This is a genomic window from Microcystis panniformis FACHB-1757, from assembly GCF_001264245.1.
GTDB classification, from domain to species: domain Bacteria; phylum Cyanobacteriota; class Cyanobacteriia; order Cyanobacteriales; family Microcystaceae; genus Microcystis; species Microcystis panniformis.
In genome coordinates this window covers 3,803,286-3,826,193 of sequence record NZ_CP011339.1, presented here as the reverse complement: position 1 = coordinate 3,826,193, position 22,908 = coordinate 3,803,286, and the positions used below count along the sequence as shown (strand labels likewise).

Genomic DNA, 22,908 nt, shown 5'->3' with positions numbered 1-22,908 from the left:
AATCTAGGACCACCAGGGTTCTTCACCAGTGCGGAAGTCGGTTTCCGTCCAAGTGGAGAAGACGACTTTATCATTATCGGTGACGTTGGCATGGGCGAGGGCTAAGGATAGAGGCGCTGGACCGCGAACTACTTTTCCTTCGGCATTGTACTGGGAACCGTGGCAAGGACACATGAATTTTTCTTCACTGGCATTCCAAGGCACCACACAACCTAAGTGGGTGCAGACGGCGTTAATTCCATAGTTGGCCAGGGTTTTGTCTTCTTGGACGACTAAATAGGTGGGGTCGCCTTTTAAACCTTGGGCTAAGGTGCGATCGCCAGGGTTATGGCTTCCCAGAAATTGACTGACAATCACATCATTGCCTAGGGCATCTTTAGCGGTGACACCGCCCCCCGTACCACCGGCCGAGGGGGAATAAAATACTTAACAATCGGATACAAAGCACCCGCCGCTACTCCGGTAATTGTACCAAAGGTCAACAGGTTCATAAATTGACGACGACCCAAATCGGGAACATCTGTACCGGAAACTTGACTCATTGCTCCTTATCTCCAAATGTAAATTTTTGTAAACTAATTCTCATCTAAGGGCGATTTTGTGCATCTCGATCAAGACGAAAACCCAGAGCTTAAAGAAGGTTTACAAGGGCTGTATTAGATTATTACAGATATTGAGTCACGGACAATTGCCACAGCAAAGCTGCCCCAAATGCGATCGCTGTTTGCTCGCTTTTGCCGAGATGAGAAACCGCAAACATCGAAAGAATCTTAAAAAATTCGATCCAATGGAAAAGTTAAGTCCCCATATACCTTTAACTTAAGTTAAGTAGCCAAGAATACAATGATTTCAAGTCATACCTACCGGCTTGTACAGGGAAAATTCTCGCATCAGTAGATTACCTAACTCAATTTGTCAAGGCTGGGATTACTTTCAAGGCTTGGTATAAAAATTTTTAATTATCTCTATCATCTTTAACCCATGAAATTAGCTGATATTCTCAAAGACTCAAGTTATAAGTTGTCCCAGTTTACGCCGGCGGAAATTGAGCAATTAGAGCAGACAATTACGCTGAAAAAGACGAAAAATGGGGAAGCTCCCTATACAATTTGCTTAGTACGGAAAAAAGAGATTAAACTTACCCCAGAAGAAGCGATTAGACAATTATATTTAAGGGTTTTAAGCGATCGCTTACATTATCCTCTCAGTCGCATTCAGGTGGAGTATGGGGTGAATTTTGGCAGAGAGGTAAAACGAGCAGATATTGCGGTGATGGACAAAGATCGCCTGAACACAGTTTATATTTTGGTAGAGGTAAAGAGTCCGAAGTGGAAGGATGGAAAAGCACAACTACGTTCCTATTGTAATGCCACAGGTTCGCCGATGGCTGTCTGGACGAACGGCGATCAGATTTCCTATTATCAACGCAAAGATCCCAATTATTTTGAAGATATTCCAGATATCCCTAACTCTAATCAAACCCTAGCAGATATTCTCCAGATTAAGTTCACTTTAGATGATTTAATCGCCAATGATAAGTTAGTCAAAGAAAATAAATCTCTGAAAACGCTAATCGAAGAAATGGAAGATGAGGTATTAGCAAATGCGGGGGTAGATGTCTTTGAGGAATTATTTAAACTGATTTTTGCCAAGCTCTATGATGAATGGTATTCTGGACAGGGGAATCGACGTTCTACTCGTTCTCTGGAGTTTCGTAATACAGGACAAACAGAAAGCGCATTAAAAACGAAAATTCAGGATCTTTTTGACAAAGCTAAGAAAAAATGGCCAGGGGTATTTAGTGAGGATGCCAAGATTAGTCTCACACCTTCTCACTTATCGGTTTGTGTGTCATCCTTAGAAAATGTGAAGCTATTTAACTCCAATTTGGATGTAATTGATGAAGCATTTGAGTATTTAATCAATCAAAGCAGTAAAGGGGAAAAAGGACAGTTTTTCACCCCTCGTTATGTGATTGATATGTGTGTGAAAATGCTTAACCCCCAAGAAGATGAATATATGATTGATACTGCAGCCGGTTCATCGGGTTTTCCAGTACATACAATCTTTCATGTTTGGCGGCAGATTCTAGAGGATGAGGGATTAGAAGTAAGTCATTTATTTTCATTGGAAGAAAAGCCACCCCGTTGTAAGGAATATGTGGAAGAAAAGGTGTTTGCTATTGATTTTGATGAAAAAGCGGTGAGAGTAGCACGAACCCTCAATCTGATTGCTGGAGATGGACAAACAAACGTACTACATTTAAACACTCTAGATTATGAATTATGGGATGAGGTGACGCAACAGGAAGAATGGGATGATGTTTATCATGAAGGTTTCAGACGCTTGAAAAAACTGCGTCCAAAGGGAAGTCCAGACTATAGGGAGTTTCAATTCGATATTTTGATGGCAAATCCACCTTTTGCGGGTGACATCAAAGAACCGCGCATGATTGCTCGTTATGACTTAGCAAAAAAGCCTAACGGTAAATGGGAAACTAAGGTAGGACGCGATATTTTATTTATTGAGCGCAATCTAGACTTTTTGAAACCGGGGGGAAGAATGGCGATAGTTTTACCCCAAGGACGCTTTAATAATTCCTCTGATAAGAATATTCGGGATTTTATTGCCGAAAGATGTCGAATTTTGGCAGTGGTGGGATTACATGGTAATACTTTTGGCTCTTCGTTACCCTTTATGCTAAATCAACATACAAGATGCCAAGATAACATACTTCTAACCCAAAAATTCCGAAAGTTTCTAAAGCCATAGCCTCTCCGTTTTATTAGTTTAAGTTTATTGTTGATTCCCTCGACCACCCCATTCGTTGTCCTTCGCTCGAAATAACTAATTATTTCTCCAAACCAGTTTCGGATTGTTTGACAACTCTTGGTAAAAACACTGGAGGATTTTGCCAACCATTCCGAGATGGATAGCAGTCCTTCTGTCGGATTCTCTGAGGTTTCATAAATCTTTCTAAATTCTTCCTTTAACTCGTGCATCTTTTTCAAATTTGGGAAATTTTCTTTGATAGCTTCTAGTTTGATTTTTTGAGTTTCCGTTAAATCTTTTTCATTTTTTAACAAGCTATATTTACTTCGCTTTAAAACTTCTAGCTTCGCTTCTTTTTCCGCTTTCTGTTTTTTATTTTTCTGCGCTTCTACGGCTCTTTTTTCTGCTTTTCTTTGTTCGTCTAACTCTTGATTAATTTGTTTCATTACATGGAATCTATCGGCGACTACCTCGGCCGATGGCATCAATTCTTTCACCAAATTTTTATAGGGCAACCAAAGGTCTATGCTGACTTCTTCAATTTGCTCTAACACCTCTTTTCCCCACCCTGTAAGCGTTTCCCTCAATTCTTCTTGTGTTCGCTTCTCTAGAATAGCTATTAGTTTTCCCGTATCTAAATTTACTAAAACCGCACAGTAATTTTTTTGTCCTTTGACTAGAGCGATTTCGTCAATTCCTAGTCTTTTTAATTTCGATAGGTCTGTCTCTGTAATTTCTTCAGCTATGTCCTCTATCATTCTTTGAATCTCTTCTTCCGTTACGTCATTTCTTCGACTAACATTTAAAATATCTCCTGATTTTAATTGTTCGAGTATATTCTCGGCTAGTCTTTTCGTATAGGTTCGTTTCTTGGCGACAAAATCTAACTCTTCGCTAAAGGGTTTCTGACAATTATCGCACTTAAATTGACGACGATTAACCTGTAGGTACACTGGTTGTCCTGAGATTGGTAAATCTTTGACTAAATGTCGATGATTTTGGTGGAGTTTATCGCTCTCTAACCCACAACGAGGACAGGTTGCTTTTTGATTTTTCGATTCGATTCGGCAAACTATACCGATATTTTCTAGGTGTAGATAGCCTTGAATACAGGTTCCTTTTAGGTTCAAAAATTTGTCAAGTATCATAAGTAAAATAATCTCGTTTTTGGCTATTATATCAAATCTTAACTCAATTGTCTATCTTTTGGTATTAACCTGTTTGTGCCTTAAGTCCTTCCCTGTATGGATTTCAGCTACTTTTGAGCGTAGGCGCTCTCATCGAATTTTATTTTAAGTTAATTATTTGCATAACAATTCCCGAAGAGCCATACTTTTAAACCCCATACGGGAACAAAAACCTCGGTGTTATTGGTGCAAAAATGGAATGATGATCCCAAAATAGGCGCGCTTTGTCCTCGTCAGGATGATTATAATATCTTTTTTGCGACGATGCAGAAGTCAGGCAAGGATAATTCTGGGGAAAAAGTTTATGTTAAAGTGTCTGATGATTCGGGGGATTTTCTCTTAGATAAACATAATCATTGGATTGTGGATCATGATCTTTTTAATCATGATGGATTAACGGAAGATGGTATCGCTGAGGCCTTTATTGAGTTTGCTAAAAAGGAGAATTTAAGTTTTTTTGAGATCCCCCCGGCTAACGCCACCCCCCTTAATAAGGGGGACAGGGGGGAGCTTTTGATGCGGTTAAATATCAGCAGTTAATGGATAGGTTGGAAGCGGTTGAGTTAACTCTCTCTGATGTTTTGAATGATAATCATTCATCTAGATTTGATAGTGAATATTTTCAGAAAAATTACTTGAATAATATTGCAATAATTAAATCCTATGATCTAGGGTATATGAAATTTGGTGAAGTAATCAAGAATATTACGGGAGGTGCTACTCCTTTAGGTGCTGATTACCCAGACAAAGGAATTAGGTTTTTAAGAGTACAAAATATAATGCAAAACTATATTGATGACTCTGACTTAGTTTATATATCAGCAACGAGTGATCTTGAACTGCAACGTAGTAAACTTAAAGAGGATGATGTATTGCTGACTATCACAGGTGTTTCTTATGGTAAATCTGCTGTTGTAACCAAAGACTTTGATGGATGTAATATAAATCAACACTCGGTTAAAATAACTCTAAACACCAAATATTTTTTGCCACATTTTATCTCAACCTTCTTAAATTCTAATAAAGGAAAACTTCAATCAGATAAAAATATTGTTGGGGTAACTCGCCCTGCACTTGATTATACAGCTATTAAGAATTTTTTAGTTCCTCTAGTAACTTTGAATTTTCAATTATCAATTAGTCATTTAATACATCTCTCTGATCATAATCTTATTAAAGCTAAAAAAATTTACCAACAAGCTGAAGATTTACTATTAACAGAACTTGGTTTAAAAGATTGGAAACCCACAGAAGAAAGCATCGCCGTTAAGAGTTTTTCTGAGTCTTTTTTGTCTTCTGGACGCTTAGATGCTGAGTATTATCAACCGAAATTTTATCAAGTAGAGGAAGCTATTCAAAGCTGTAGTTTTCATTCTCAAAGATTAGGTAGTTTGATTGAGCCAATTCAAAACGGTTTTGACTATCGAGAGTACACAGAAGAAGGTACACCTTACATTCGAGTTGGTGATGTTAAAAATGGACAAATTAATTTTGAAAGTGCTGTAAAAATTCCAATGACAATCTCTGATATTGATAAACCAGTAGGTCTGAAAACTGGAGATATTCTGTTTACTCGCAAAGGTAGCTTTGGTAATTCCGCAGTTGTTACCGAACTAGAGTTAAATGCAATTATTAGCAGTGAAATTATGCTTTTGCGTTTGACATCAGTTTTTAAACAAGAAATCTTACCAGAATATGTGAGTCTATTTTTAAATTCAAAATTCGGATACTTACAGGTTGAACGTAGAGTCCATGGCGTAGCTTATTACAGCATTTCTCAACCAGATTTAGCTAATTTACTAATTCCAATGTTGCCAATATCACAACAGCAAAAAATCGTTGAGAAAATCAAGTTATCTTTTGTATTAAAGCAGAAATCCAAACAACTCTTAGAAATTGCTAAAATAGGAGTAGAAAAAGCGATAGAAACCGATGAAGAAACGGCAACCGCTTGGATAAACCAACAACTAGAAAGCTTGGGAGTCAAACTAATCTGATGAACCCAAAAATAAATCTGCCAATGGAACAAATTAAAGGATTTTGTCAAAAGTGGCAAGTCACCGAATTGGCATTATTTGGTTCAGTTTTACGCGAAGATTTCCGTTCAGATAGCGATATTGATATTTTAATTACCTTTTCCCCAACTGCTAAACGAGGTTTAACCGAAACCCTACAAATGCGCGATGAACTGCAAGCAATTTTCAACCGAAAAGTAGATTTAATTGTGAAAGCAGCACTCAAACGGAGTGATAACTGGCTAAGATGTAAAAACATTTTAGAATCAGCACAGATTATATATGCCTCATTGTAAATGCTATCAGACGTATTTTGCGCTATACTGATGGAAAAATAAATTAACAGAACTTTTGAAAGCGATCGCACATTTACTCTAAGAGTGCTTTAAAAGCAAAATCCAAACAACTCTTAGAAATTGCTAAAATAGGAGTAGAAAAAGCGATAGAAACCGATGAAGAAACGGCAACCGCTTGGATAAACCAACAACTAGAATCCTTAGACATTTCCCCCCTTTTTAAGGGGGTAGGGGGATCAATGAACCTTTTTAAGGGGGATAGGGGGGATCAATGAACCTAAACAACAGCGACTTTCATCTACCTTATAATACTGCCCTAGTAGCCAGAGCGAAAGAACTGCGAAAGAACATGACCTTAGCAGAGAAAAAGCTGTGGTATTCCTATCTAAAAAATTTCAAATTCAAAGTCCTAAGACAACGCCCCATTGATCATTTCATTGTTGATTTTTATTGCCCTAGCCTCAAACTTGTGATTGAAATTGATGGAGATACTCACTTTACGGATGAGGGAAAAGCCTATGATAAAGAGAGAACTGCGCGATTAGAAAGCTATGGATTAAAAGTTATTAGATTCACGAATTCGCAGGTATTAAGAAATTTTGAGGCGGTTTGTGAGCAGCTAAATCTTTCGATCCCCCTTAATCCCCCTTAAAAAGGGGGGAAAATTTAACGCCTAAGCGATAGAAACCGATGAAGAAACGGCAACCGCTTGGATAAACCAACAACTAGAAAGCTTGGGGGTAAACCTAATCTGATCAACACGAAAATATGAAAATTTCTCAAGAAAAACTCTCACAACTTTGTCAACATTGGCATATTCATAAACTTTCCTTATTTGGTTCAGTTTTACGAGATGATTTCACCGCAGATAGTGATATTTATATGCTCGTTGAGTTTGAACTTGGTTTTACCCCTAGTTTTTTCAAACTTCATCAAATTCAAGAAGAATTATCTCAATTATTTGATGGACGTACTATTGATCTCGTTACCATCAAATCTCTTAATCATCATATTCGTGAGCGTGTTTTAGCAACAGCAGAGGTGTGTTATGTTCATGATTGACACAGCAAATAAAGCACTTAGCTTTGTAGAAGGTTTCAGTCGAGCAGTATTCGAGATGACATTCAACAATAATCACGACAATTTTTGATTTTTACCAGAGGTCTATTTTTAACGGGGGAGGATGTCAACCCTCACTCCCAGACTCAACAGTATGGCCGACTTCGCTGATCCATTGGGCAATTTCTGCGGGGGATGCGGTGGTTTCTACCGTGACGATTTTATTGGCTACATCCACCGATATTTGGGCTGCTGGTTGCTGATTATTAATCGCTTTAGTAATGGTATTAGCGCAACCTTCACAGGCAATACTAGGCACTTTTAGGGTAATTGTCATTGTTGTAACTCCAGTAACTTTATAGCTAAAAACTAGCATAAATTGTCAGGGGTAGCTGATTTTTTAAGAGTTTATTTACCATTTCAGCACTGCCGCTTCGATCCCCTGTTCCCGACGCAGTTTACTATCTTTTTCTAGCCATTGAATGACCTGTTTATGGGTCAGTTCTTCTAGGGTTACTCCCGTATCTTCGGCGATTATTTTTAGTAAGCGTAGGGAAGAAATCGTTAAACGAGTCAGGAATTTTTCGGGAGAAGTTAAGAGGGCAGCGTCCACATCTGCGGATTCTTCTGGGGTTAAAAATTGTCTGTTTTCGATCATAGTTTTATTTGGTTTCCATCCAATTGTCACCGGCTTTTATTTCTACCAAGAGAGGGATCGTCAAGGAGACAGCTTCTTCCATAGTCGTCTTGATTTTTGACTCTAGGGATGGCCATTCTTCCCTCGGTACTTCCAAGACTAATTCATCATGGACTTGCAGCAGTAATCTCGCTCGATAATTTTGCAGTACCTCGGCCAATTTTACCATCGCTACTTTAATAATATCAGCACTGGAACCCTGAATGGGCGCATTAGCAGCCGATCTTAATAATTGTGCCTCCTCGTTGTTGAGTTTGAGGCTATCTAAATCGATGTCATGTAAGGACAGTCCTCGCAGTCTTTTTAAGAGAGGATTATCGAAGTTAAAATAACGTCTTCTACCCAAAATAGTTTCCACATATCCCTGAGCAATTGCTTGTTTTTTGCTATTCTCTAAATACTCAAATACTTGGGCATAACGTTGATGATATTTTTCAATAAATTTTCTGCCCTGTTCTACGGTTAATTTCGATTCACGGGCGAATTTTTGCGCTCCCATGCCGTAAATAACTCCGAAGTTAATGGTTTTCCCTAAACTGCGTTCTTCTGGGGTAATTTCCCCTTTATCAAAGAGCAATTGAGCGGTGACTTTATGAACATCTTGATTACTACGATAGGCTTCTAATAAAACTGGTTCTTGACTGAGATGAGCGAGAATTCTTAACTCGATTTGTGAGTAGTCCGCTGATACTAATAAGTAACCATCTTCGGGAATAAAAGCTTGACGAATTCGCCGGGAAAATTCACTGCGAATGGGGATATTTTGTAGGTTAGGATTGGAAGATGATAAGCGTCCGGTGCTGGTGATGGTTTGATTAAAATCTGTATGTAATCGTGCGGTTTTTGGTTCGGCTAATTTCGGTAAAGCATCCACATAGGTGGATTTTAATTTGGATAAGGTGCGATGTTCAAGGATATAATCAATTAGGGGATGATCTCCTTGTAGTTTCTCTAAAACACTTTGATCGGTAGAGTAACCTGTTTTAGTTTTTCTGGATTTTTTGCGATTGAGTTCTAGTCGATCAAAGAGGATTTCACTTAACTGTTTAGGAGAGCCAAGATTAAAAGTTTCTCCGATGGATTCATAGGCTTTTTTTTCTATGTCTGCTAAGTCTCTTTCTAGTTGCTGGGACAAGTTTTTTAGATAATTGACATTAATTTTTATACCATAATTTTCCATCTGCCACAGCACCATGACGAGGGGAGATTCTACTTCTGAGAATAATTGATATAAAGAGGGAATTTTAGTTAATTCTGCCTGTAATTTTTCTCGAAGTAAATAGGTAGCGTAGGCATCTAATCCACAGTAGTTGGCAGTGGTGGAGATATCTAAATCAGCGATGGTTTTTCCCCCAGGAATACCGAGACTTTTATAACTAAGGGAAGTGATACCGTCCAAATAGCGATCGCATAAATCTTCGAGATTATGAGTTAGTTCGGGATGGAGGACATAACTAGCCACCATAGTATCAAAAACTAGACCTTTAACGGTAATTCCTTGATGATAAAAAACATCAATATCAAATTTCGCATTCTGGAAGACTTTCGGATAATTATCACCAGCTAAAATTGGGCGTAATTTTTCGAGGACTATCTCTAGATTTAAATTATCACCGTTCTGGTGGCCGATAGGAATATAGGCCAGAGAATTTAATTCTTTTCCCCAACAGCAACCGATGCCGACTAATTTGGCTACACGAGGATTTAAATCCGTAGTTTCGGTGTCCCAAGCGACGGGAAATTGCCGATTAGTAAAAGTTGTTAATTTGGCCAGTAGAGCATCTAACTTAGGAATAGTATCAATAATGTCGGGAGTAATTAGAACCGGTGGAGAAATAGGGGGTAAATCAAACAGAGACAATTGATTAGAATCAGCATCGCTAGTTAATTCTAGGGTAGGAGTGCCACCTAGCTGCTGTTGAATTTGATCGAGTTTCTGGAGAATTTTCTTTAACTCCAATCTTTCCAATAAAGGTTTAACTAAACGCCGATCAAAACCTCGGAGACGAAATTTCTCTTCATCGAGGCTAACGGGGGCATCAAGGGCAATTTTGGCTAAATAGCGAGAACTTTCGGCGGCGGTTTTACCCTCTAATAATTTAGTTTTTACCATTCCCTTGATCGATTCCAGATTGGTATATATGTCCTCTAAGTTATTGTATTTTTTTAATAAATCTATTGCTGTTTTTTCGCCAATTCCGCGCACCCCGGGGATATTATCAGACTTATCACCGCAAAGAGCCTTAAAATCTACTACCTGTTTTGGTGTCACCCCTAACTTTTCCGTGACAGCTTGGGAATTAAATTCTGTATAACCCTGTCCCGATGTACTTTTGACTGCATTAATATCCAGATAGAGAACCGTGGTTTTTTTCTCCTCATCTACCAATTGAAATAAATCTCGATCGCCTGTTAAAATCTTGACTGTATAACCATTATCGCCAGCCTGTTTTGCCAAAGTTCCTAAAACATCATCTGCTTCGTAACCCGGGGAAGTCACAATAGGAATATTCATCGCTGCCAAGAGACTTTGCAGATTAGTTAAATCGGGGGGAAATTCTTCGGGAGTTTCTTGCCGATTAGCCTTATAATTGACATCAGCTTCGTGGCGAAAAGAAGGAACTGCTAAATCAAAAGCGACCGCTAAATAAGTGGGTTTTTGAGTTTCTAGTAACTGCATCAGAGAGTTTAAAAACCCAAAACAAACACTGGTGGGAATGCCGGTAGAAGTACGGAGAGGGCCAGAACGAGACTTAGCAAAGGCATAATAGGCACGAAAAGCCAAAGAATGCCCATCAATCAGGATAAATAGCTTATTTTGCTCGGCACTGGTCATAATCTAGCCTCAAATTTGCGTGTTATTTCCATTTTAAGGATTACCGAGCCATTATTCAGCCATTAGCCTGGCATCGGCGATCGCTGATAACTGATAACTGATAACTGATAACTGATAACTGATACTTAACACCTCCTCAAAAAATATTTGCCAAAAAGCCAGCGTAAGGGTATTTTAAGAATAATTTTATATGTTTACTTGTCGATTACATGAGAATCCTAGTTACAGGCGGTGCGGGTTTTATCGGTTCCCATCTAATCGATCGCTTGATGGAACAGGGTCATGAAGTGATCTGTCTGGATAACTTCTACACAGGGACGCGCAGAAATATCGTTAAATGGCTAGGAAATCCTTATTTTGAGCTAATTCGTCACGATATCACCGAGCCGATCCGTCTAGAAGTCGATCAGATTTATCACCTGGCCTGTCCCGCTTCCCCAATTCACTATCAATATAACCCCGTAAAAACGATTAAAACCAATGTTTTAGGGACTATGTATATGCTAGGCCTAGCTAAAAGGGTAAAAGCGCGATTTTTGCTCGCTTCTACCTCAGAAGTCTATGGCGATCCCGATGTGCATCCGCAAACGGAAGAATATCGAGGTAATGTCAACTGCATCGGACCGCGTTCCTGTTATGACGAAGGTAAACGGGTAGCGGAAACCCTGGCTTTTGAGTATTATCGGGAGCATAAAGTCGATATCCGGGTGGCCCGGATTTTCAACACCTACGGCCCGCGAATGCTAGAAAACGATGGTCGAGTGGTGAGTAATTTCGTCGTGCAAGCTTTGCGCGGTGAACCCCTGACGGTTTATGGTCAAGGTTCCCAAACCCGCAGTTTTTGCTATGTTTCTGACCTGGTGGAAGGGTTAATGCGTTTGATGAATGGGGACTTTATCGGGCCGGTTAATCTCGGCAATCCCGACGAATACACAATTCTGGAATTAGCGCAAGTGATCCAAGGCATGATTAATCCCGAGGCCGAATTGGTCTATCAACCACTGCCGGAAGATGATCCCAAGCAACGACAACCGGATATCACTCGTGCTAAAACTTATCTGGATTGGAGTCCAACTATTCCTCTAAGTCAGGGTTTAAAAATGACGATCGAGGATTTCCGTTCTCGTCTAAGCTAATCCCTAATCAATAAATTTAACCTAATTGTCACTGGAGTGATTATCATGCGTGTTTGTGTTATCGGAACGGGTTATGTGGGTTTAGTCACTGGGGTTTGCCTAGCACATATCGGCCATCATGTTATCTGTATTGACAACAATGAAGAAAAAGTCAAATTGATGAAATCGGGACAATCCCCCATCTATGAACCGGGGTTATCGGAATTAATGCAGTCTTCGGCAGCCTCCGGCAATCTGGAATTCTCCGCGGATCTAGAAGCGGGAGTTAAACACGGCGAAATCCTCTTTATCGCTGTTGGTACACCAGCACTACCCACTGGAGAAAGTGACACCCGTTATGTGGAAGCGGTGGCCCGGGGTATTGGGGCCCATCTCAACGGTGGTTATAAAGTAATCGTCAATAAATCTACCGTTCCCATCGGTTCCGGGGATTGGGTACGGATGATCGTCCTCGATGGAGTGGCCGAGAGACAAAAAAATCTCGTGGCCGCTGGTGGCGGTATTAGTACACTAGAACGCATTGAAGCGGAATTCGATGTGGTCAGTAATCCCGAATTTTTACGGGAAGGTTCAGCGGTTTATGATACTTTTAACCCCGATCGCATTGTTTTAGGCAGTAATAACCCGAAAGCCATCGAAATGATGAAGGAATTGTACGCGCCTTTGGTTAAACGCCAATTCGCTGAGGATACCTCCTTGCCTCCCGTTCCCGTAGTCGTTACGGATCTCAGTTCGGCGGAAATGATTAAATACGCCGCTAATGCCTTCCTAGCCACCAAAATTAGCTTTATTAACGAAGTAGCTAACATCTGCGATCGCGTGGGAGCCGATGTCACCCAAGTGGCTAAAGGTATCGGTTTAGATTCCCGTATCGGCAGCAAGTTCCTCTCGGCCGGGATCGGTTGGGGGGGTTCCTGTTTCCCCAAAGATGTGTCGGCTTTGGTACATACCGCGGAAGACTACGGTTACGAAACGGAATTACTTAACGCCGCTATCAATGTTAACAAACGTCAACGGACAATTGCGATCGAAAAACTGCAACAGGAATTAAAAATCCTCAAGGGTAAAACCGTCGGTTTGTTGGGATTAACTTTTAAACCCGATACCGATGATATGCGCGATGCTCCGGCTTTAACCATGATTGAACAGTTAAATCGTTTAGGTGCTAAGGTAAAAGCCTATGATCCGATCGTTTCCCAAAGTGGTTTAAGTCACGGTCTAAGCGGTGTGATTATCGAATCGGATCCGGAAAGATTGGCTGATGGTTGTGACGCTTTGGTGGTGGTGACGGAATGGCAAGAATTCCTCCGTCTTGACTACGGCAAAATGGCTAAAACCATGCGCGAACCCGTGTTGATTGATGGTCGCAATTTCCTCGATCCTGCTGTGGTGACAGCAGCCGGTTTCCGTTACCTCGGGATTGGACGTTAATCCCAGAAATCCGCCTTTTCAGCAGGACTGACGCGGGTGGGGAAGGAGCAAAAAGCACCAACCCTTACCCCTGCTCCTAGGGGCGAAAATTGCCCGATTATGCCAGATGAAAAACGAAAACTTCCTAGCTGACCATAAGGATAGTTGCAATGGTTACATGATGTGAACGGGGGCCACTAGAATCCGGGGGCGATGGGTAGAATTAAATTGAGAAACTAGAAATCAGTTTTAGCAATACCTATGGTTAGCTCTGTTCAATACCGCTACACTAACGAACAAGTTAGGGACTGGTTACGGGGATTACTGACAATTGCTTGGTGTGATGGGGATTATAGCACCAGCGAACAGGAATCGATCGCCCGTTTCGCTCACGAATTAGAATTAGATGACGACCACGTTCTCTATCAATCGATTAGTCCCGAAGAATTGGCCGCAAGTTTCGGTCATGACCCCAAAATATCAGAAAACTTCCTCCGCACGGCGGTCATGGTAGCAATCGCCGATGGCATTTATTCCCCCGCAGAAGCGGCATTACTGCATAGTTATCGGGATGCTTTCGGGTTAGAAATCGAGGCCCTGTCAGCTTTAGAACATACTATCTGTGAAATTCCCGAAATTACCACGGAAGCGCAGAAATCCGAGTTTATCAGTGCCGAACATCCCCACCCAGATCTGCTGCATCCCCTCAAAGATTGGTTAGATGGGGTAGAAATGCACGATCCGCGCTTGGCCCGGTTTATCTGCAAAATGGTTCCGCCTCAATGTCCTTTTGAACGCGATATCGTGCTGTTTGGTCATAAGTTAGTCCATATTCCGCCTCTGTGCAAGTTAAATCCTCTCTACGAACAATTAGTCGGTTTACGCTTCCGCGCCCTATCATACTTAGCCGATGATTGTCAAGAGGATATTTCCGAGTATATTTAGCCAATTTAACTAAAATTGCGGTTAACATGGTATAAATATCCTGCTGACAGAAAATGTCTCAGCCTCAAGGCTTTTCCTAGCTAATTCTTCCGTTAAGATTAGGTTAAGTCGCCGTTGACAGAGAAAATATGAGTAAAAACTCCCGACGAGTCGATTTTTCTGATTTACCGGGGCCAAAAAACCTGCGCTCCTATCAATGGCAGTGGCTGGGCCGAGATATCCTCGCCGGTGTCACCGTGGCAGCCTACGCTATTCCCCAGTGTATGGCCTACGGCGATCTGGCCGGGGTCGAGCCGGTGGTGGGATTGTGGACTCTCGTGCCAGCGGCCTTAGTTTATGCCCTTTTCGGCTCCTCACCGCAACTGTCCCTCGGACCAGAATCGACCACAGCAGTGATGACGGCGGCAGCGATCGCACCTCTGGTGAGCCTTCAAGGGGAAAATTACGGCAGTTTAGCGGCTTTTTTAGCATTAATGGTCGGTTTAATCTGTTTTGTCGCTTATATCGCCCGCTTGGGATTTCTAGCTAATTTACTCTCCAAACCGATCCTGATCGGTTATATGGCGGGAGTGGCGGTGATCATGATTGCGGGACAACTGGGTAAAATTAGTGGTTTGTCAATCCGTGAAAATACGGTTTTTAAAGAAATTTTCGCTTTTTTCTGGGGAATAAACCAATGGCACTGGCCAACCCTTAGCCTAGCTCTATTGCTGCTACTATTTCTATTTATCATCCAAAAATATTTTCCTAAAGCACCAGGTCCCTTGCTGGCAGTTTTACTGGGAACCCTCGCCGTCGCTACCCTCCATCTTGATGGAGAAGGGGTGGCAGTAGTGGGTAAAATTAGCAATACTTTGCCCAATTTTGGCTTACCAACCCTAGATTTTTCCCAATTACTACCCCTAGGAACCGCAGCCGTCGGCATTGCCCTGGTGGGCTATTCCGATAACGTCTTGACCGCCAGAGCCTTCGCCGCACGTCATAACCAAGAAATCGATGCCAATCAAGAATTTTTAGCCCTGGGACTGGGGAATCTGGCGGCGGGTTTTTGTCAGGGATTTCCCATCAGCAGCAGCGCCAGTCGCACCGCGGTGGGCGATTCGGTGGGTAGTAAAAGTCAGATTTACTCCCTGGTGGTGGCAGTGGTGGTGGTGGCGGTCATTTTCTCCCTCGGTCCGCTACTGGCACTCTTTCCCAAGGCCGCTTTGGGTGCGCTGGTGATTTATGCGGCCTGTAAACTGGTGGATATTGCTGGCGCTAAACGACTAAAAAGCTTTCGCAATAGTGAGTTTAATCTCGCTGTCCTGACCATGGTGGGGGTGCTAACCACGGGGATTTTAAGCGGGGTTGCCATCGCCATCGGTCTCTCGGTTATCGATTTATTGGCCCGCATTACCCGGCCCGATGACGCGGTCTTGGGTACGGTTCCGGGGGTGATGGGTTTACACGCGCTCCAGGATTGGCCGGAAGCGCAAACAATACCGGGGTTAGTTATCTATCGTTACGATGCCCCCTTATTTTTTGCTAATGCGGCCGACTTTAAACGTCGCGCCCTCAGTGCCATTGCCCGGGAGACAAAACCGGTAGAATGGTTTGTCTTGAATACGGAGGCGATCGGGGAATTGGATAGTACAGCCGTGGAGATTCTTGAGGAACTAGCGGCAGAATTATCAAGACAGGGTATAGTTTTTGCCCTCGCTAGGGTTAAACACGATCTGTACTTACAATTGCAACGTTCTCGCTTGTTAGATAAAATTAGCCAGGAGAGAATTTACTATACTTTGCCGGCGGCGATCGAAGCTTTTCAACATCGTTAACTGATAGTTAGGGGTCGAGAAGGTCGTCGCCGACCTCCCCTCCCATAGAGAACCTACCCGTCCATAGTTTTCGGACTTTATTGAAATTAGGTGATAGAGTTTTCTAAGTTGGGCTTCCGTCGGTTGCATTTAGTCATTATCGGCTTGATTTTAGATTATTGTTCATTTTTAGCATCATTAACTGAAAGTCACTTACCTAACCTATTTAGGGTTTGCGGCAAAAAGTTTTTCGTGAGGGTAGGGGGGTGTGGGGTTTTACCCATTTTCAAGTGGTCAATTACCTAAGTTTCAGGGAAAAAGTGCCTAATTCTCCCCCCCGATCCCTCCAAAGGCTGCCACTTTTTGATTTTAAAAAAGTAGAATGTAGGGTGCGTTAGACGGCGACAATCTTTGCTTAAACTTGAATCTAACAATCCGTCGTAACGCACCTATCTATCTATCATTAATTTATTTGGTGCGTTACGCTATCAAATGGCGCACCCTACTACTACTAAATCTGGTTATTAAAAACTGATTATTTATTCACCCTTTTGCCTTTTGCCTGTCCTAATATCTGAACTTCCCCCATACATATATACCATAATAGCCGAAAACCCTTATCCATCAATGGATGCACCCCCTTAACTTTTCTTAATGTACCCATGTAATTTGTAACATTTCTTAATGAACAAGAATTCTCTCCATTTGCTAAAATGATAGCCATGTATATAGAAAAAGTTCCTAACCGTAATTCTCCCCCCGCCGTTCTTCTTCGGGAGTCCTACCGAGAAGGAGATCAAGTCAAAAAAAGAACCCTGGCCAATCTCTCAAAATTACCCGATGATATTATCGACAATATAAAACTGGCTCTTAAAGGGGCAACACTGTCCATGACTGAAGGCATTCCCAATCATTTTGAAGTGATTAGAAGTCTTCCTCATGGTCATGTGATGGCTATTTTAGAGACGATTAAAAAATTAGGTTTAGATAAAATAATCAGTGAAAAATCCTCACGAATCAGAAACTTAGTGGTGGCGATGATTGTGGCAAGAATCATCAATCCTAAATCGAAATTAGCCACAGCGAGAGGGTTTAATAGCGAAACTTGCAGTCAGAGTTTAGGACAATTGTTAGACTTAGAGAAAGCCGATGAAGACGAATTATATAACGCCTTAGATTGGTTATTAGAAAAACAAGAGAAAATTGAGAAGCACCTAGCACTTAAACACTTGGAATCAGGAACATTAGTCTTGTATGATGTCACTTCTACTTACCTAGAAGGAGATGGTTGTGAACTGGGAAAATATGGTGATAATCGAGATAAAAAGAAAGGGAAAACTCAGATAGTTTTTGGTTTGTTGTGTTCAGCTAAGGGTTGTCCGATAGCGGTAGAAGTATTTGAAGGAAACACCTCAGACGGTGCTACTTTAAGCGGACAAATTGAGAAAGTCAGAAAGGGTTGGGGGATTGAGAATGTGGTCTGGGTAAGTGATAGAGGAATTTTAACTAACTCGAAAATCAAGGAATTAGTAAAACCCATAGAAGGATTAGACTATATTACTGGTTTAACTAAGCCTCAAATTCGGAAACTGGCTGAGGTAGAAGTGATTCAATTAGGATTATTTGAGCAGGTAAACTTGGTGGAATTTGAGAGCGAAGATTATCCCGATGAAAGATTAATTGCTTGTCGTAATCCCTTCATTGCCCAGAAAAATCAACTACAAAGAGAGGCATTATTAGAAGCGGTAGAGAAGGAACTAGATTTGATTGTTCAAGCGACTCAAAGGGAGAAAAGAGCTTTAAAGGGTCAAGATAAGATAGCTTTGAGAGTGGGCAAGGTTCTTAATCAGTTTAAGGTCAATAAATACTATAACCTAGAGATAACAGAGGAAGGCTTTTCTTATCAGCGTAAGCTGGAATTAATCGCTCAAGAAACGGCCTTGGATGGTGTGTATGTGTTAAGAACTTCTCTGGAGTCAACCTTGATGGATGCAGCGACGACGGTTAAAGCTTATAAAAGTTTATCTCAAGTGGAGGAGGCATTTCGCTGTTATAAGTCAATTGATTTAAAGGTACGTCCTATCTATCATTATAAGGGTGATAGAGTTAAAGCCCATATCTTTTTATGTATGTTGGCTTATTATGTGGAATGGCATTTAAAACAGTCCTTGGCTCCTTTGTTATTTGAGGATGAAGAAATTGATGATGGTTCTCTGAATGTGATTAAGGCGAGTCGCAGTGAATCGGTGCAATCTAAAGAGAGAAAAAAACGGAATCAAGAGAATTTTCCTGTGCATAGCTTTCGGACTTTGTTGGAAGACCTGGGGACAATTTGCTTGAATACAGTGGAATGTACGATTAGGGAGGGAAGTTATCGTTTTTCTAAGATAACTCGACCGACCCAACTGCAACAAAAAGCGTTAGATTTATTGGGAGTTTCCCTGATTTGTACCCAGTAACGGGGCAGCGGAAATTTTCTTAATCCCTTCTACAGCACAGGTTATGGCTTTTTGTCAACGGGGAAGTCCAGTTATACTAAAATCTAAGGTGCGAAACGTTTAGGCATGAAATAGGGCTGAAATGCCTGAAATAACCGCCTAGTAAGGTCTTCAGTCCCCCGACTGAATCTAAGAGGTCAACACAGACCAACCTTATAACTGTTTATATGTCCCGACGTTTAGTATCATCCGATACCAAACTAGGCAAGGGAACTCAAGGTCAATACACTTGTAATAAATCTTTACAAGGTGAGAGTAACGGCGATAGCCACCCCCAGATTCAGAAATCACAATTCTGGGACTGAAGCGGGGAACGGAAGGCTCCGAGGTGTTACCTAACACCAGAATCGAGACCACTGCCAACCATCCATGATTAGGCGTGAGCCGAATGTCTGACCTGAACCATCGTAATTAATAAGCAGTGAAATAGGTTGACACACTGCGTTCAAAAGAATAAGGGGAATAGTGAGGAAATCTTACTCTCACTCACACAGACCTTTAAAAGTACCCCGATGGAGAGGACGAATCTAAAGATGGAATGCCCATATAAACGGAACGTGATAAGCCCTTTTAGGCTCTGAGTATTGGTCGAAATACCCAGTAGTGATAAGTGTAAGCGCAAGCCTTCAAGGGTGTGAGATGTAACCAAAAGCCAACGCCTGACGGTAACAGTCAGAATATGCTAACAGGTTACGGTTTGATTGTAAGGATAGAGTCTAGTAGGAGTCTATATGACGAAAGCGAGAGAAAGTAAAGGGTTCGGGAAACCGAAAACCACTAAGACTACGAATGTATGGAAAGCTATCAATTGGGCGAAAGTCCAAAGATACGTTTTCAAGCTCCAAAAGAGGATATACCAAGCGGCTAAATCGGGACAGGGTGCAAAGGTTAGAAAGTTGCAACGTCTATTAGTGAAATCATACTACGCTCGTCTATTAGCAGTACGCAAAGTAACCCAAGACAATCAAGGAAAGAAAACCTGACTGACGGACACAAGTGGGTCAAAACCTGACAAGACAAGGGTTGCCAAAAAGAAAAATATCTGGGTAGATAGGGAAAAAGCAAGAATCCCTACAAGATGAAAACCGAGAACAGAATCTTCTCCCAAGTTTATTCCTATCTAGAACAAGGAAGCCGATTTGTGGATAAAAGACATTTAACCGTCCTCAGTTGGATGGTGACAGCCCTACTCAGTAGTCAAAGTCTCAATCAAGCCAGATGGGAACCCTTTGTACAAAGCAGAGCCGAACAAGCCAATAGTTATCAGAGACGGTGGAATCGCTTTTGCCAGAATGGAAGAGTAGCGGTGGAAAAGATATACATCCCCTTAATATTGAAAGCCATCGAGACTTGGAAGGAGAAGGGGGAAAGACTGTATCTAGCAATAGATACCACTCTGTTGTGGAATCAATACTGCTTTGTCTATCTAGCGGTGGTCTGCGGGGGGAGAGCCGTCCCCTTGATGTGGATGGGATTAGAACATGGTAGTGCCAGCCTAGCTTTTGAGAAATACGAACCCTTGTTGGACAGAGCCAAAGGCTATCTTCAGGGCTTTGAGAATGTCATGCTGTTAGCCGACCGAGGCTTTGCCAATCAGCAATTAATTCAATGGCTCAGGAAAAATACTTGGCATTGGTGTCTTCGCTTACCTTGCGATACCCTCATTTACGGTGTTCGCCGTCGGGGTTTTGGCTATGAGGTCAGAGAACTCTATCCTCCCAAACGGCAAGCCTGCTTTGATCGCAACGTTCAAGTCTGGCAGGAGGCTAGAATCACTGCTCATCTTGCTTTAGCCTCTGTTCCAGGGGTTAAGGATAATTGGGCAATTCTGAGCGATGAACCTCCTACCCTTGACACCTTCTGGCAGTATGGTCTTCGTTTTCCCATTGAACATCTCTTTCAAGGGCAGTAAATCGGGCGTTTTTGACTGGGAACATTCTCGTGTTCGCTCTGCTGCTTGTTTAGAACGTCTCTATCTCATTGTTGCCATTTCTATTCTCTTTGCTACTTTAACTGGCATGGCGGTTCAACAATCTGGCTCTCGCCGTCAGGTTGATGCTCATTTTCGGCGTGGTTTGAGTTATTTGAAAATTGGTTGACGTTGGCTGGCGGGAGTTGTTCATAAGGCGCGTCCCTTCTTGCGACTTGACCACTTATTTTCTGTTGACCCTTTTCCCTGTTTTGCTTCTCGCAAAGCTCGTCAGGATTATTATGGCAAAATTACCTTTTCTTTTATTCAGGAGTTTGAGGCTTTCACATAACAGTACTTGTCTTTGTATTGAAAAATGTGTCCGTCAGTCAGAAAGAAAACAGCAGGAGTCGATGGAATGATAGCAGTATCCCCAGAACAAAGGCTAAATCTAACCGAAGAAATCAAAGGAACACTTAAAGCAAAACCGTTAAGAAGGGTATGGATTCCTAAACCCGGCAGGGATGAAAAACGTCCACTAGGAATACCAACCATCAAAGACAGAGCTAGACAAGCGTTAATTAAATCGGCACTCGAACCAGAATGGGAGTCAAAAATGGAAGGAACCAGCTACGGTTTTCGACCCGGAAAGTCTGCCCAGGACGCAATATCAAGGATATTCTCAACCATCAATAAAGGTAATTACTTTGTATTAGATGCTGATATTGCCAAATGTTTTGACCGAATTAATCACGACCTTTTACTGTCCAAAATTCATTGTCCAAGTTCCTTGAAAAGAGATATTAAACAATGGCTTAAAGCAGGAGTATTGGACAACGGCGTATTTGAAGAAACAGAAACAGGGACACCTCAAGGAGGGGTAATAAGTCCACTACTTGCCAACATCGCACTGGAGGGAATGGCAAGATTAATTGAAACACTATTCCCCAAAAAGAATAATATAAATCAAGCTGTTTGGCTCTTCTGGTTTCTGTGTGGAAACTAGGTCTATACTGATAGAATATCCGCAAAATAGTCCTAAAAGTCTTTCCCAGTAAACATTTCACGATTCCATAAGCAAAAATTATCACACAAAGTCGAGAAGAGCCGCTGTTTTAATAAGATATGCCGATGATTTTGTAGTGATTTCACCATCACTCAAAATCATTGAACAGTGCAAAACTGCTATTTCTGAATGGTTAAAGCCGATAGGATTAGAACTCAAACCAGAAAAAACCAGAGTGTGTCACACACTCAAACCCATTGAATATAATGGGAAAACGGAAGAACCCGGTTTTGACTTTCTAGGATTCAATATCAGACAATACCCAGCCGGAAAATACAAATCTGGGAAAATAACGAAAGGAATACCTAAAACATTCCTAACCCACATTAAACCTAGCCAAAAAGCAGTTAAAGCCCACACAGAAGCGATAAAAGGTGTAATCAAAAAACACAAAACAGCACCTCAATCAGCCTTGATTAGTCACTTAAACCCAATTATTAGAGGTTGGGCTAACTACTACTCAGGAGTAGTATCCACAGATACCTTCAATAAACTAGACTACACAATCTGGTCAATGTTAAGGGCATGGACAGAATCAAGATGCGGTAAAGCGGACTACGAAAAGCTGAGAAACTACTTTAAACCGGGTACAGTTAAACTTAGCAATGGGAAAGAAAGACAAGAATCTGGGAGCATCTCACCTTTGCAATGAGCATAAATACTTAGTGGAAAAATAGGCTTTTCGAGGGTAATTCTTGTTTTAATTCTCCATGTACGCAGTCTTTAAAAGCCTCTATTTCGTTCCAAGACACGATTAAGAGTGGCTTTTAGGCTAAGTATAATTACTCATTGCGTAAATGAGATGCTCCCCAAGAATCTTGGCTATTTCAAACCAAAGACGGTCTCTATCTATGGAAACATAATTGGACACCAATTGTCAGACATACCCTAGTACGCCCCGACGCATCACCATTCGACGGAAATTGGACTTACTGGGCGACCAGACGAGGACAAGCAATCGACACACCGACAAGAGTAGCCAAACTACTTAAGAAGCAACAAGGCAAGTGTAGCCGATGTGGGCAGTATTTTACCCCATCGGATTTAATTGAAGTTGACCACATTCATCCTCTCAGCCTAGGCGGAAAGGATGAATATAAAAACCTTCAATTACTACACCGCCACTGTCACGATGATAAATCGGCAACCGATGGAAGCCTAAATCCATCTGGTTTGACAAAATCAGAAGTCAAACTAGATAATACAAGGTTAACCAAAGGAAGTCAAGCTGTATCCTTAACAAGGGAACAGTCAAACTAGGAGCCGTGTGAGGTGAAAGTCTCATG

Annotated in this window: 18 protein-coding genes and 4 pseudogenes; 16 read left to right on the top strand and 6 right to left on the bottom strand. The window is 41.5% G+C overall.

All coding sequences use genetic code 11. The features are described from left to right. Positions 1-3 precede the first annotated feature (3 nt). Positions 4-542, bottom strand: a pseudogene (petC, locus tag VL20_RS18390) (cytochrome b6-f complex iron-sulfur subunit). A 439-nt stretch (positions 543-981) separates the two neighbouring features. On the opposite strand from petC, the gene VL20_RS18385 reads away from it, so the two are divergent. Then, on the top strand, positions 982-2,772 hold the full coding sequence (locus VL20_RS18385; protein ID WP_284525848.1) for a type I restriction-modification system subunit M: 1,791 nt from the start codon (positions 982-984) through the stop codon (positions 2,770-2,772). Here the strand turns inward: VL20_RS18385 and VL20_RS18380 are convergent. Next, positions 2,706-3,920, bottom strand: coding sequence for an ISL3 family transposase (locus VL20_RS18380; protein ID WP_052275257.1), 1,215 nt, complete (start codon positions 3,918-3,920; stop codon positions 2,706-2,708). The two genes, VL20_RS18385 and VL20_RS18380, sit on opposite strands and share 67 nt — an antisense overlap. Positions 3,921-4,136: 216 nt before the next feature. Here VL20_RS18380 and VL20_RS18375 point away from each other — a divergent pair, with 216 nt between their 5' ends. Genes VL20_RS18375 through VL20_RS18365 form a run of 3 tightly spaced genes read left to right on the top strand, consistent with a single transcriptional unit; the run spans position 4,137 to position 6,270 of the window. Next, positions 4,137-4,499 carry a hypothetical protein gene (locus tag VL20_RS18375; protein WP_052277370.1) on the top strand — a complete coding sequence of 121 codons (363 nt, stop codon included), beginning with the start codon at positions 4,137-4,139 and terminating at the stop codon, positions 4,497-4,499. After that, positions 4,499-5,956, top strand: a complete 1,458-nt coding sequence (locus tag VL20_RS18370; RefSeq protein WP_052277369.1) for a restriction endonuclease subunit S — start codon at positions 4,499-4,501, stop codon at positions 5,954-5,956. Before VL20_RS18375 ends, VL20_RS18370 begins: the two co-directional genes overlap by 1 nt. A 23-nt stretch (positions 5,957-5,979) precedes the next feature. Further along, positions 5,980-6,270: a nucleotidyltransferase family protein gene (locus tag VL20_RS18365; protein WP_052277368.1), complete on the top strand. Its 291-nt coding sequence runs from the start codon at positions 5,980-5,982 to the stop codon at positions 6,268-6,270. Positions 6,271-6,343: 73 nt separating this feature from the next. Here VL20_RS18365 and VL20_RS32965 read toward each other — a convergent pair whose 3' ends face one another. After that, the gene (locus VL20_RS32965; RefSeq protein WP_284525845.1) at positions 6,344-6,478 is read right to left on the bottom strand and encodes a hypothetical protein; all 135 of its coding nucleotides are present in this window, start codon (positions 6,476-6,478) and stop codon (positions 6,344-6,346) included. 63 nt (positions 6,479-6,541) lie between these two features. Between VL20_RS32965 and VL20_RS18360 the strand changes: the two genes are divergently transcribed. After that, on the top strand, positions 6,542-6,922 hold the full coding sequence (locus tag VL20_RS18360; RefSeq protein ID WP_052277367.1) for an endonuclease domain-containing protein: 381 nt from the start codon (positions 6,542-6,544) through the stop codon (positions 6,920-6,922). 116 nt (positions 6,923-7,038) lie between these two features. After that, positions 7,039-7,332, top strand: a complete 294-nt coding sequence (locus VL20_RS18355; RefSeq protein WP_052277366.1) for a nucleotidyltransferase family protein — start codon at positions 7,039-7,041, stop codon at positions 7,330-7,332. A gap of 124 nt (positions 7,333-7,456) precedes the next feature. On the opposite strand, the gene VL20_RS18350 is transcribed toward VL20_RS18355, so the two are convergent. From VL20_RS18350 to polA, 3 genes are read right to left on the bottom strand one after another with little or no spacing between them, the layout of a single operon-like run. Then, a complete protein-coding gene (locus VL20_RS18350; protein ID WP_002765377.1) occupies positions 7,457-7,705 on the bottom strand; it encodes a heavy-metal-associated domain-containing protein in 249 nt (82 codons plus the stop codon). Positions 7,706-7,741: 36 nt separating this feature from the next. Continuing rightward, on the bottom strand, positions 7,742-7,987 hold the full coding sequence (locus VL20_RS18345) for a hypothetical protein (protein ID WP_002736270.1): 246 nt from the start codon (positions 7,985-7,987) through the stop codon (positions 7,742-7,744). Positions 7,988-7,991: 4 nt separating this feature from the next. After that, on the bottom strand, positions 7,992-10,862 hold the full coding sequence (polA, locus tag VL20_RS18340) for a DNA polymerase I (RefSeq protein ID WP_052277365.1): 2,871 nt from the start codon (positions 10,860-10,862) through the stop codon (positions 7,992-7,994). A gap of 209 nt (positions 10,863-11,071) precedes the next feature. Between polA and VL20_RS18335 the strand changes: the two genes are divergently transcribed. The 10 genes and pseudogenes from VL20_RS18335 to VL20_RS29375 all read left to right on the top strand — a co-directional run. Then, the gene (locus VL20_RS18335) at positions 11,072-11,998 is read left to right on the top strand and encodes a UDP-glucuronic acid decarboxylase family protein (RefSeq protein WP_052277364.1); all 927 of its coding nucleotides are present in this window, start codon (positions 11,072-11,074) and stop codon (positions 11,996-11,998) included. Between the two features lie 45 nt (positions 11,999-12,043). Then, entirely contained in the window at positions 12,044-13,429 is a 1,386-nt protein-coding gene (locus VL20_RS18330) for a UDP-glucose dehydrogenase family protein (protein ID WP_002759997.1), read from the top strand. 240 nt (positions 13,430-13,669) lie between these two features. After that, positions 13,670-14,353 (top strand): Mo-dependent nitrogenase C-terminal domain-containing protein, encoded by a 684-nt coding sequence (locus VL20_RS18325; RefSeq protein WP_002765367.1) that lies wholly within the window; start codon positions 13,670-13,672, stop codon positions 14,351-14,353. 128 nt (positions 14,354-14,481) lie between these two features. Continuing rightward, entirely contained in the window at positions 14,482-16,170 is a 1,689-nt protein-coding gene (locus tag VL20_RS18320) for a SulP family inorganic anion transporter (protein ID WP_052277363.1), read from the top strand. Between the two features lie 701 nt (positions 16,171-16,871). Further along, positions 16,872-18,608 (top strand): IS1634 family transposase, encoded by a 1,737-nt coding sequence (locus tag VL20_RS18310; protein WP_052277361.1) that lies wholly within the window; start codon positions 16,872-16,874, stop codon positions 18,606-18,608. Between the two features lie 770 nt (positions 18,609-19,378). Beyond that, a pseudogene (locus tag VL20_RS18305) lies at positions 19,379-19,627 on the top strand (reverse transcriptase N-terminal domain-containing protein); the annotation flags it as partial. A 98-nt stretch (positions 19,628-19,725) separates the two neighbouring features. Next, positions 19,726-20,559 (top strand): transposase, encoded by an 834-nt coding sequence (locus VL20_RS18300; protein WP_284525807.1) that lies wholly within the window; start codon positions 19,726-19,728, stop codon positions 20,557-20,559. After that, entirely contained in the window at positions 20,534-20,746 is a 213-nt protein-coding gene (locus tag VL20_RS32960) for a hypothetical protein (RefSeq protein ID WP_052275239.1), read from the top strand. Before VL20_RS18300 ends, VL20_RS32960 begins: the two co-directional genes overlap by 26 nt. Positions 20,747-20,932: 186 nt before the next feature. Further along, positions 20,933-22,241, top strand: a pseudogene (ltrA, locus tag VL20_RS33835) (group II intron reverse transcriptase/maturase); the annotation flags it as partial. 191 nt (positions 22,242-22,432) lie between these two features. Then, positions 22,433-22,882: pseudogene (locus VL20_RS29375) on the top strand (HNH endonuclease); the annotation flags it as partial. Positions 22,883-22,908: the final 26 nt, after the last annotated feature.

What these genes read in the sequence shown, in the direction of transcription:
- VL20_RS18345 (WP_002736270.1), bottom strand. Translation starts at nt 7,987, where the DNA reads ATGATCGAAAACAGACAATTTTTAACCCCAGAAGAATCCGCAGATGTG.
- VL20_RS18385 (WP_284525848.1), top strand. Translation starts at nt 982, where the DNA reads ATGAAATTAGCTGATATTCTCAAAGACTCAAGTTATAAGTTGTCCCAG.
- VL20_RS18370 (WP_052277369.1), top strand. Translation starts at nt 4,499, where the DNA reads ATGGATAGGTTGGAAGCGGTTGAGTTAACTCTCTCTGATGTTTTGAAT.
- VL20_RS18335 (WP_052277364.1), top strand. Translation starts at nt 11,072, where the DNA reads ATGAGAATCCTAGTTACAGGCGGTGCGGGTTTTATCGGTTCCCATCTA.
- VL20_RS18360 (WP_052277367.1), top strand. Translation starts at nt 6,542, where the DNA reads ATGAACCTAAACAACAGCGACTTTCATCTACCTTATAATACTGCCCTA.
- VL20_RS18355 (WP_052277366.1), top strand. Translation starts at nt 7,039, where the DNA reads ATGAAAATTTCTCAAGAAAAACTCTCACAACTTTGTCAACATTGGCAT.
- VL20_RS18325 (WP_002765367.1), top strand. Translation starts at nt 13,670, where the DNA reads ATGGTTAGCTCTGTTCAATACCGCTACACTAACGAACAAGTTAGGGAC.
- VL20_RS18350 (WP_002765377.1), bottom strand. Translation starts at nt 7,705, where the DNA reads ATGCTAGTTTTTAGCTATAAAGTTACTGGAGTTACAACAATGACAATT.
- polA (WP_052277365.1), bottom strand. Translation starts at nt 10,862, where the DNA reads ATGACCAGTGCCGAGCAAAATAAGCTATTTATCCTGATTGATGGGCAT.
- VL20_RS18300 (WP_284525807.1), top strand. Translation starts at nt 19,726, where the DNA reads ATGAAAACCGAGAACAGAATCTTCTCCCAAGTTTATTCCTATCTAGAA.
- VL20_RS32965 (WP_284525845.1), bottom strand. Translation starts at nt 6,478, where the DNA reads ATGTCTAAGGATTCTAGTTGTTGGTTTATCCAAGCGGTTGCCGTTTCT.
- VL20_RS18380 (WP_052275257.1), bottom strand. Translation starts at nt 3,920, where the DNA reads ATGATACTTGACAAATTTTTGAACCTAAAAGGAACCTGTATTCAAGGC.
- VL20_RS18310 (WP_052277361.1), top strand. Translation starts at nt 16,872, where the DNA reads ATGTATATAGAAAAAGTTCCTAACCGTAATTCTCCCCCCGCCGTTCTT.
- VL20_RS18365 (WP_052277368.1), top strand. Translation starts at nt 5,980, where the DNA reads ATGGAACAAATTAAAGGATTTTGTCAAAAGTGGCAAGTCACCGAATTG.
- VL20_RS18330 (WP_002759997.1), top strand. Translation starts at nt 12,044, where the DNA reads ATGCGTGTTTGTGTTATCGGAACGGGTTATGTGGGTTTAGTCACTGGG.
- VL20_RS18320 (WP_052277363.1), top strand. Translation starts at nt 14,482, where the DNA reads ATGAGTAAAAACTCCCGACGAGTCGATTTTTCTGATTTACCGGGGCCA.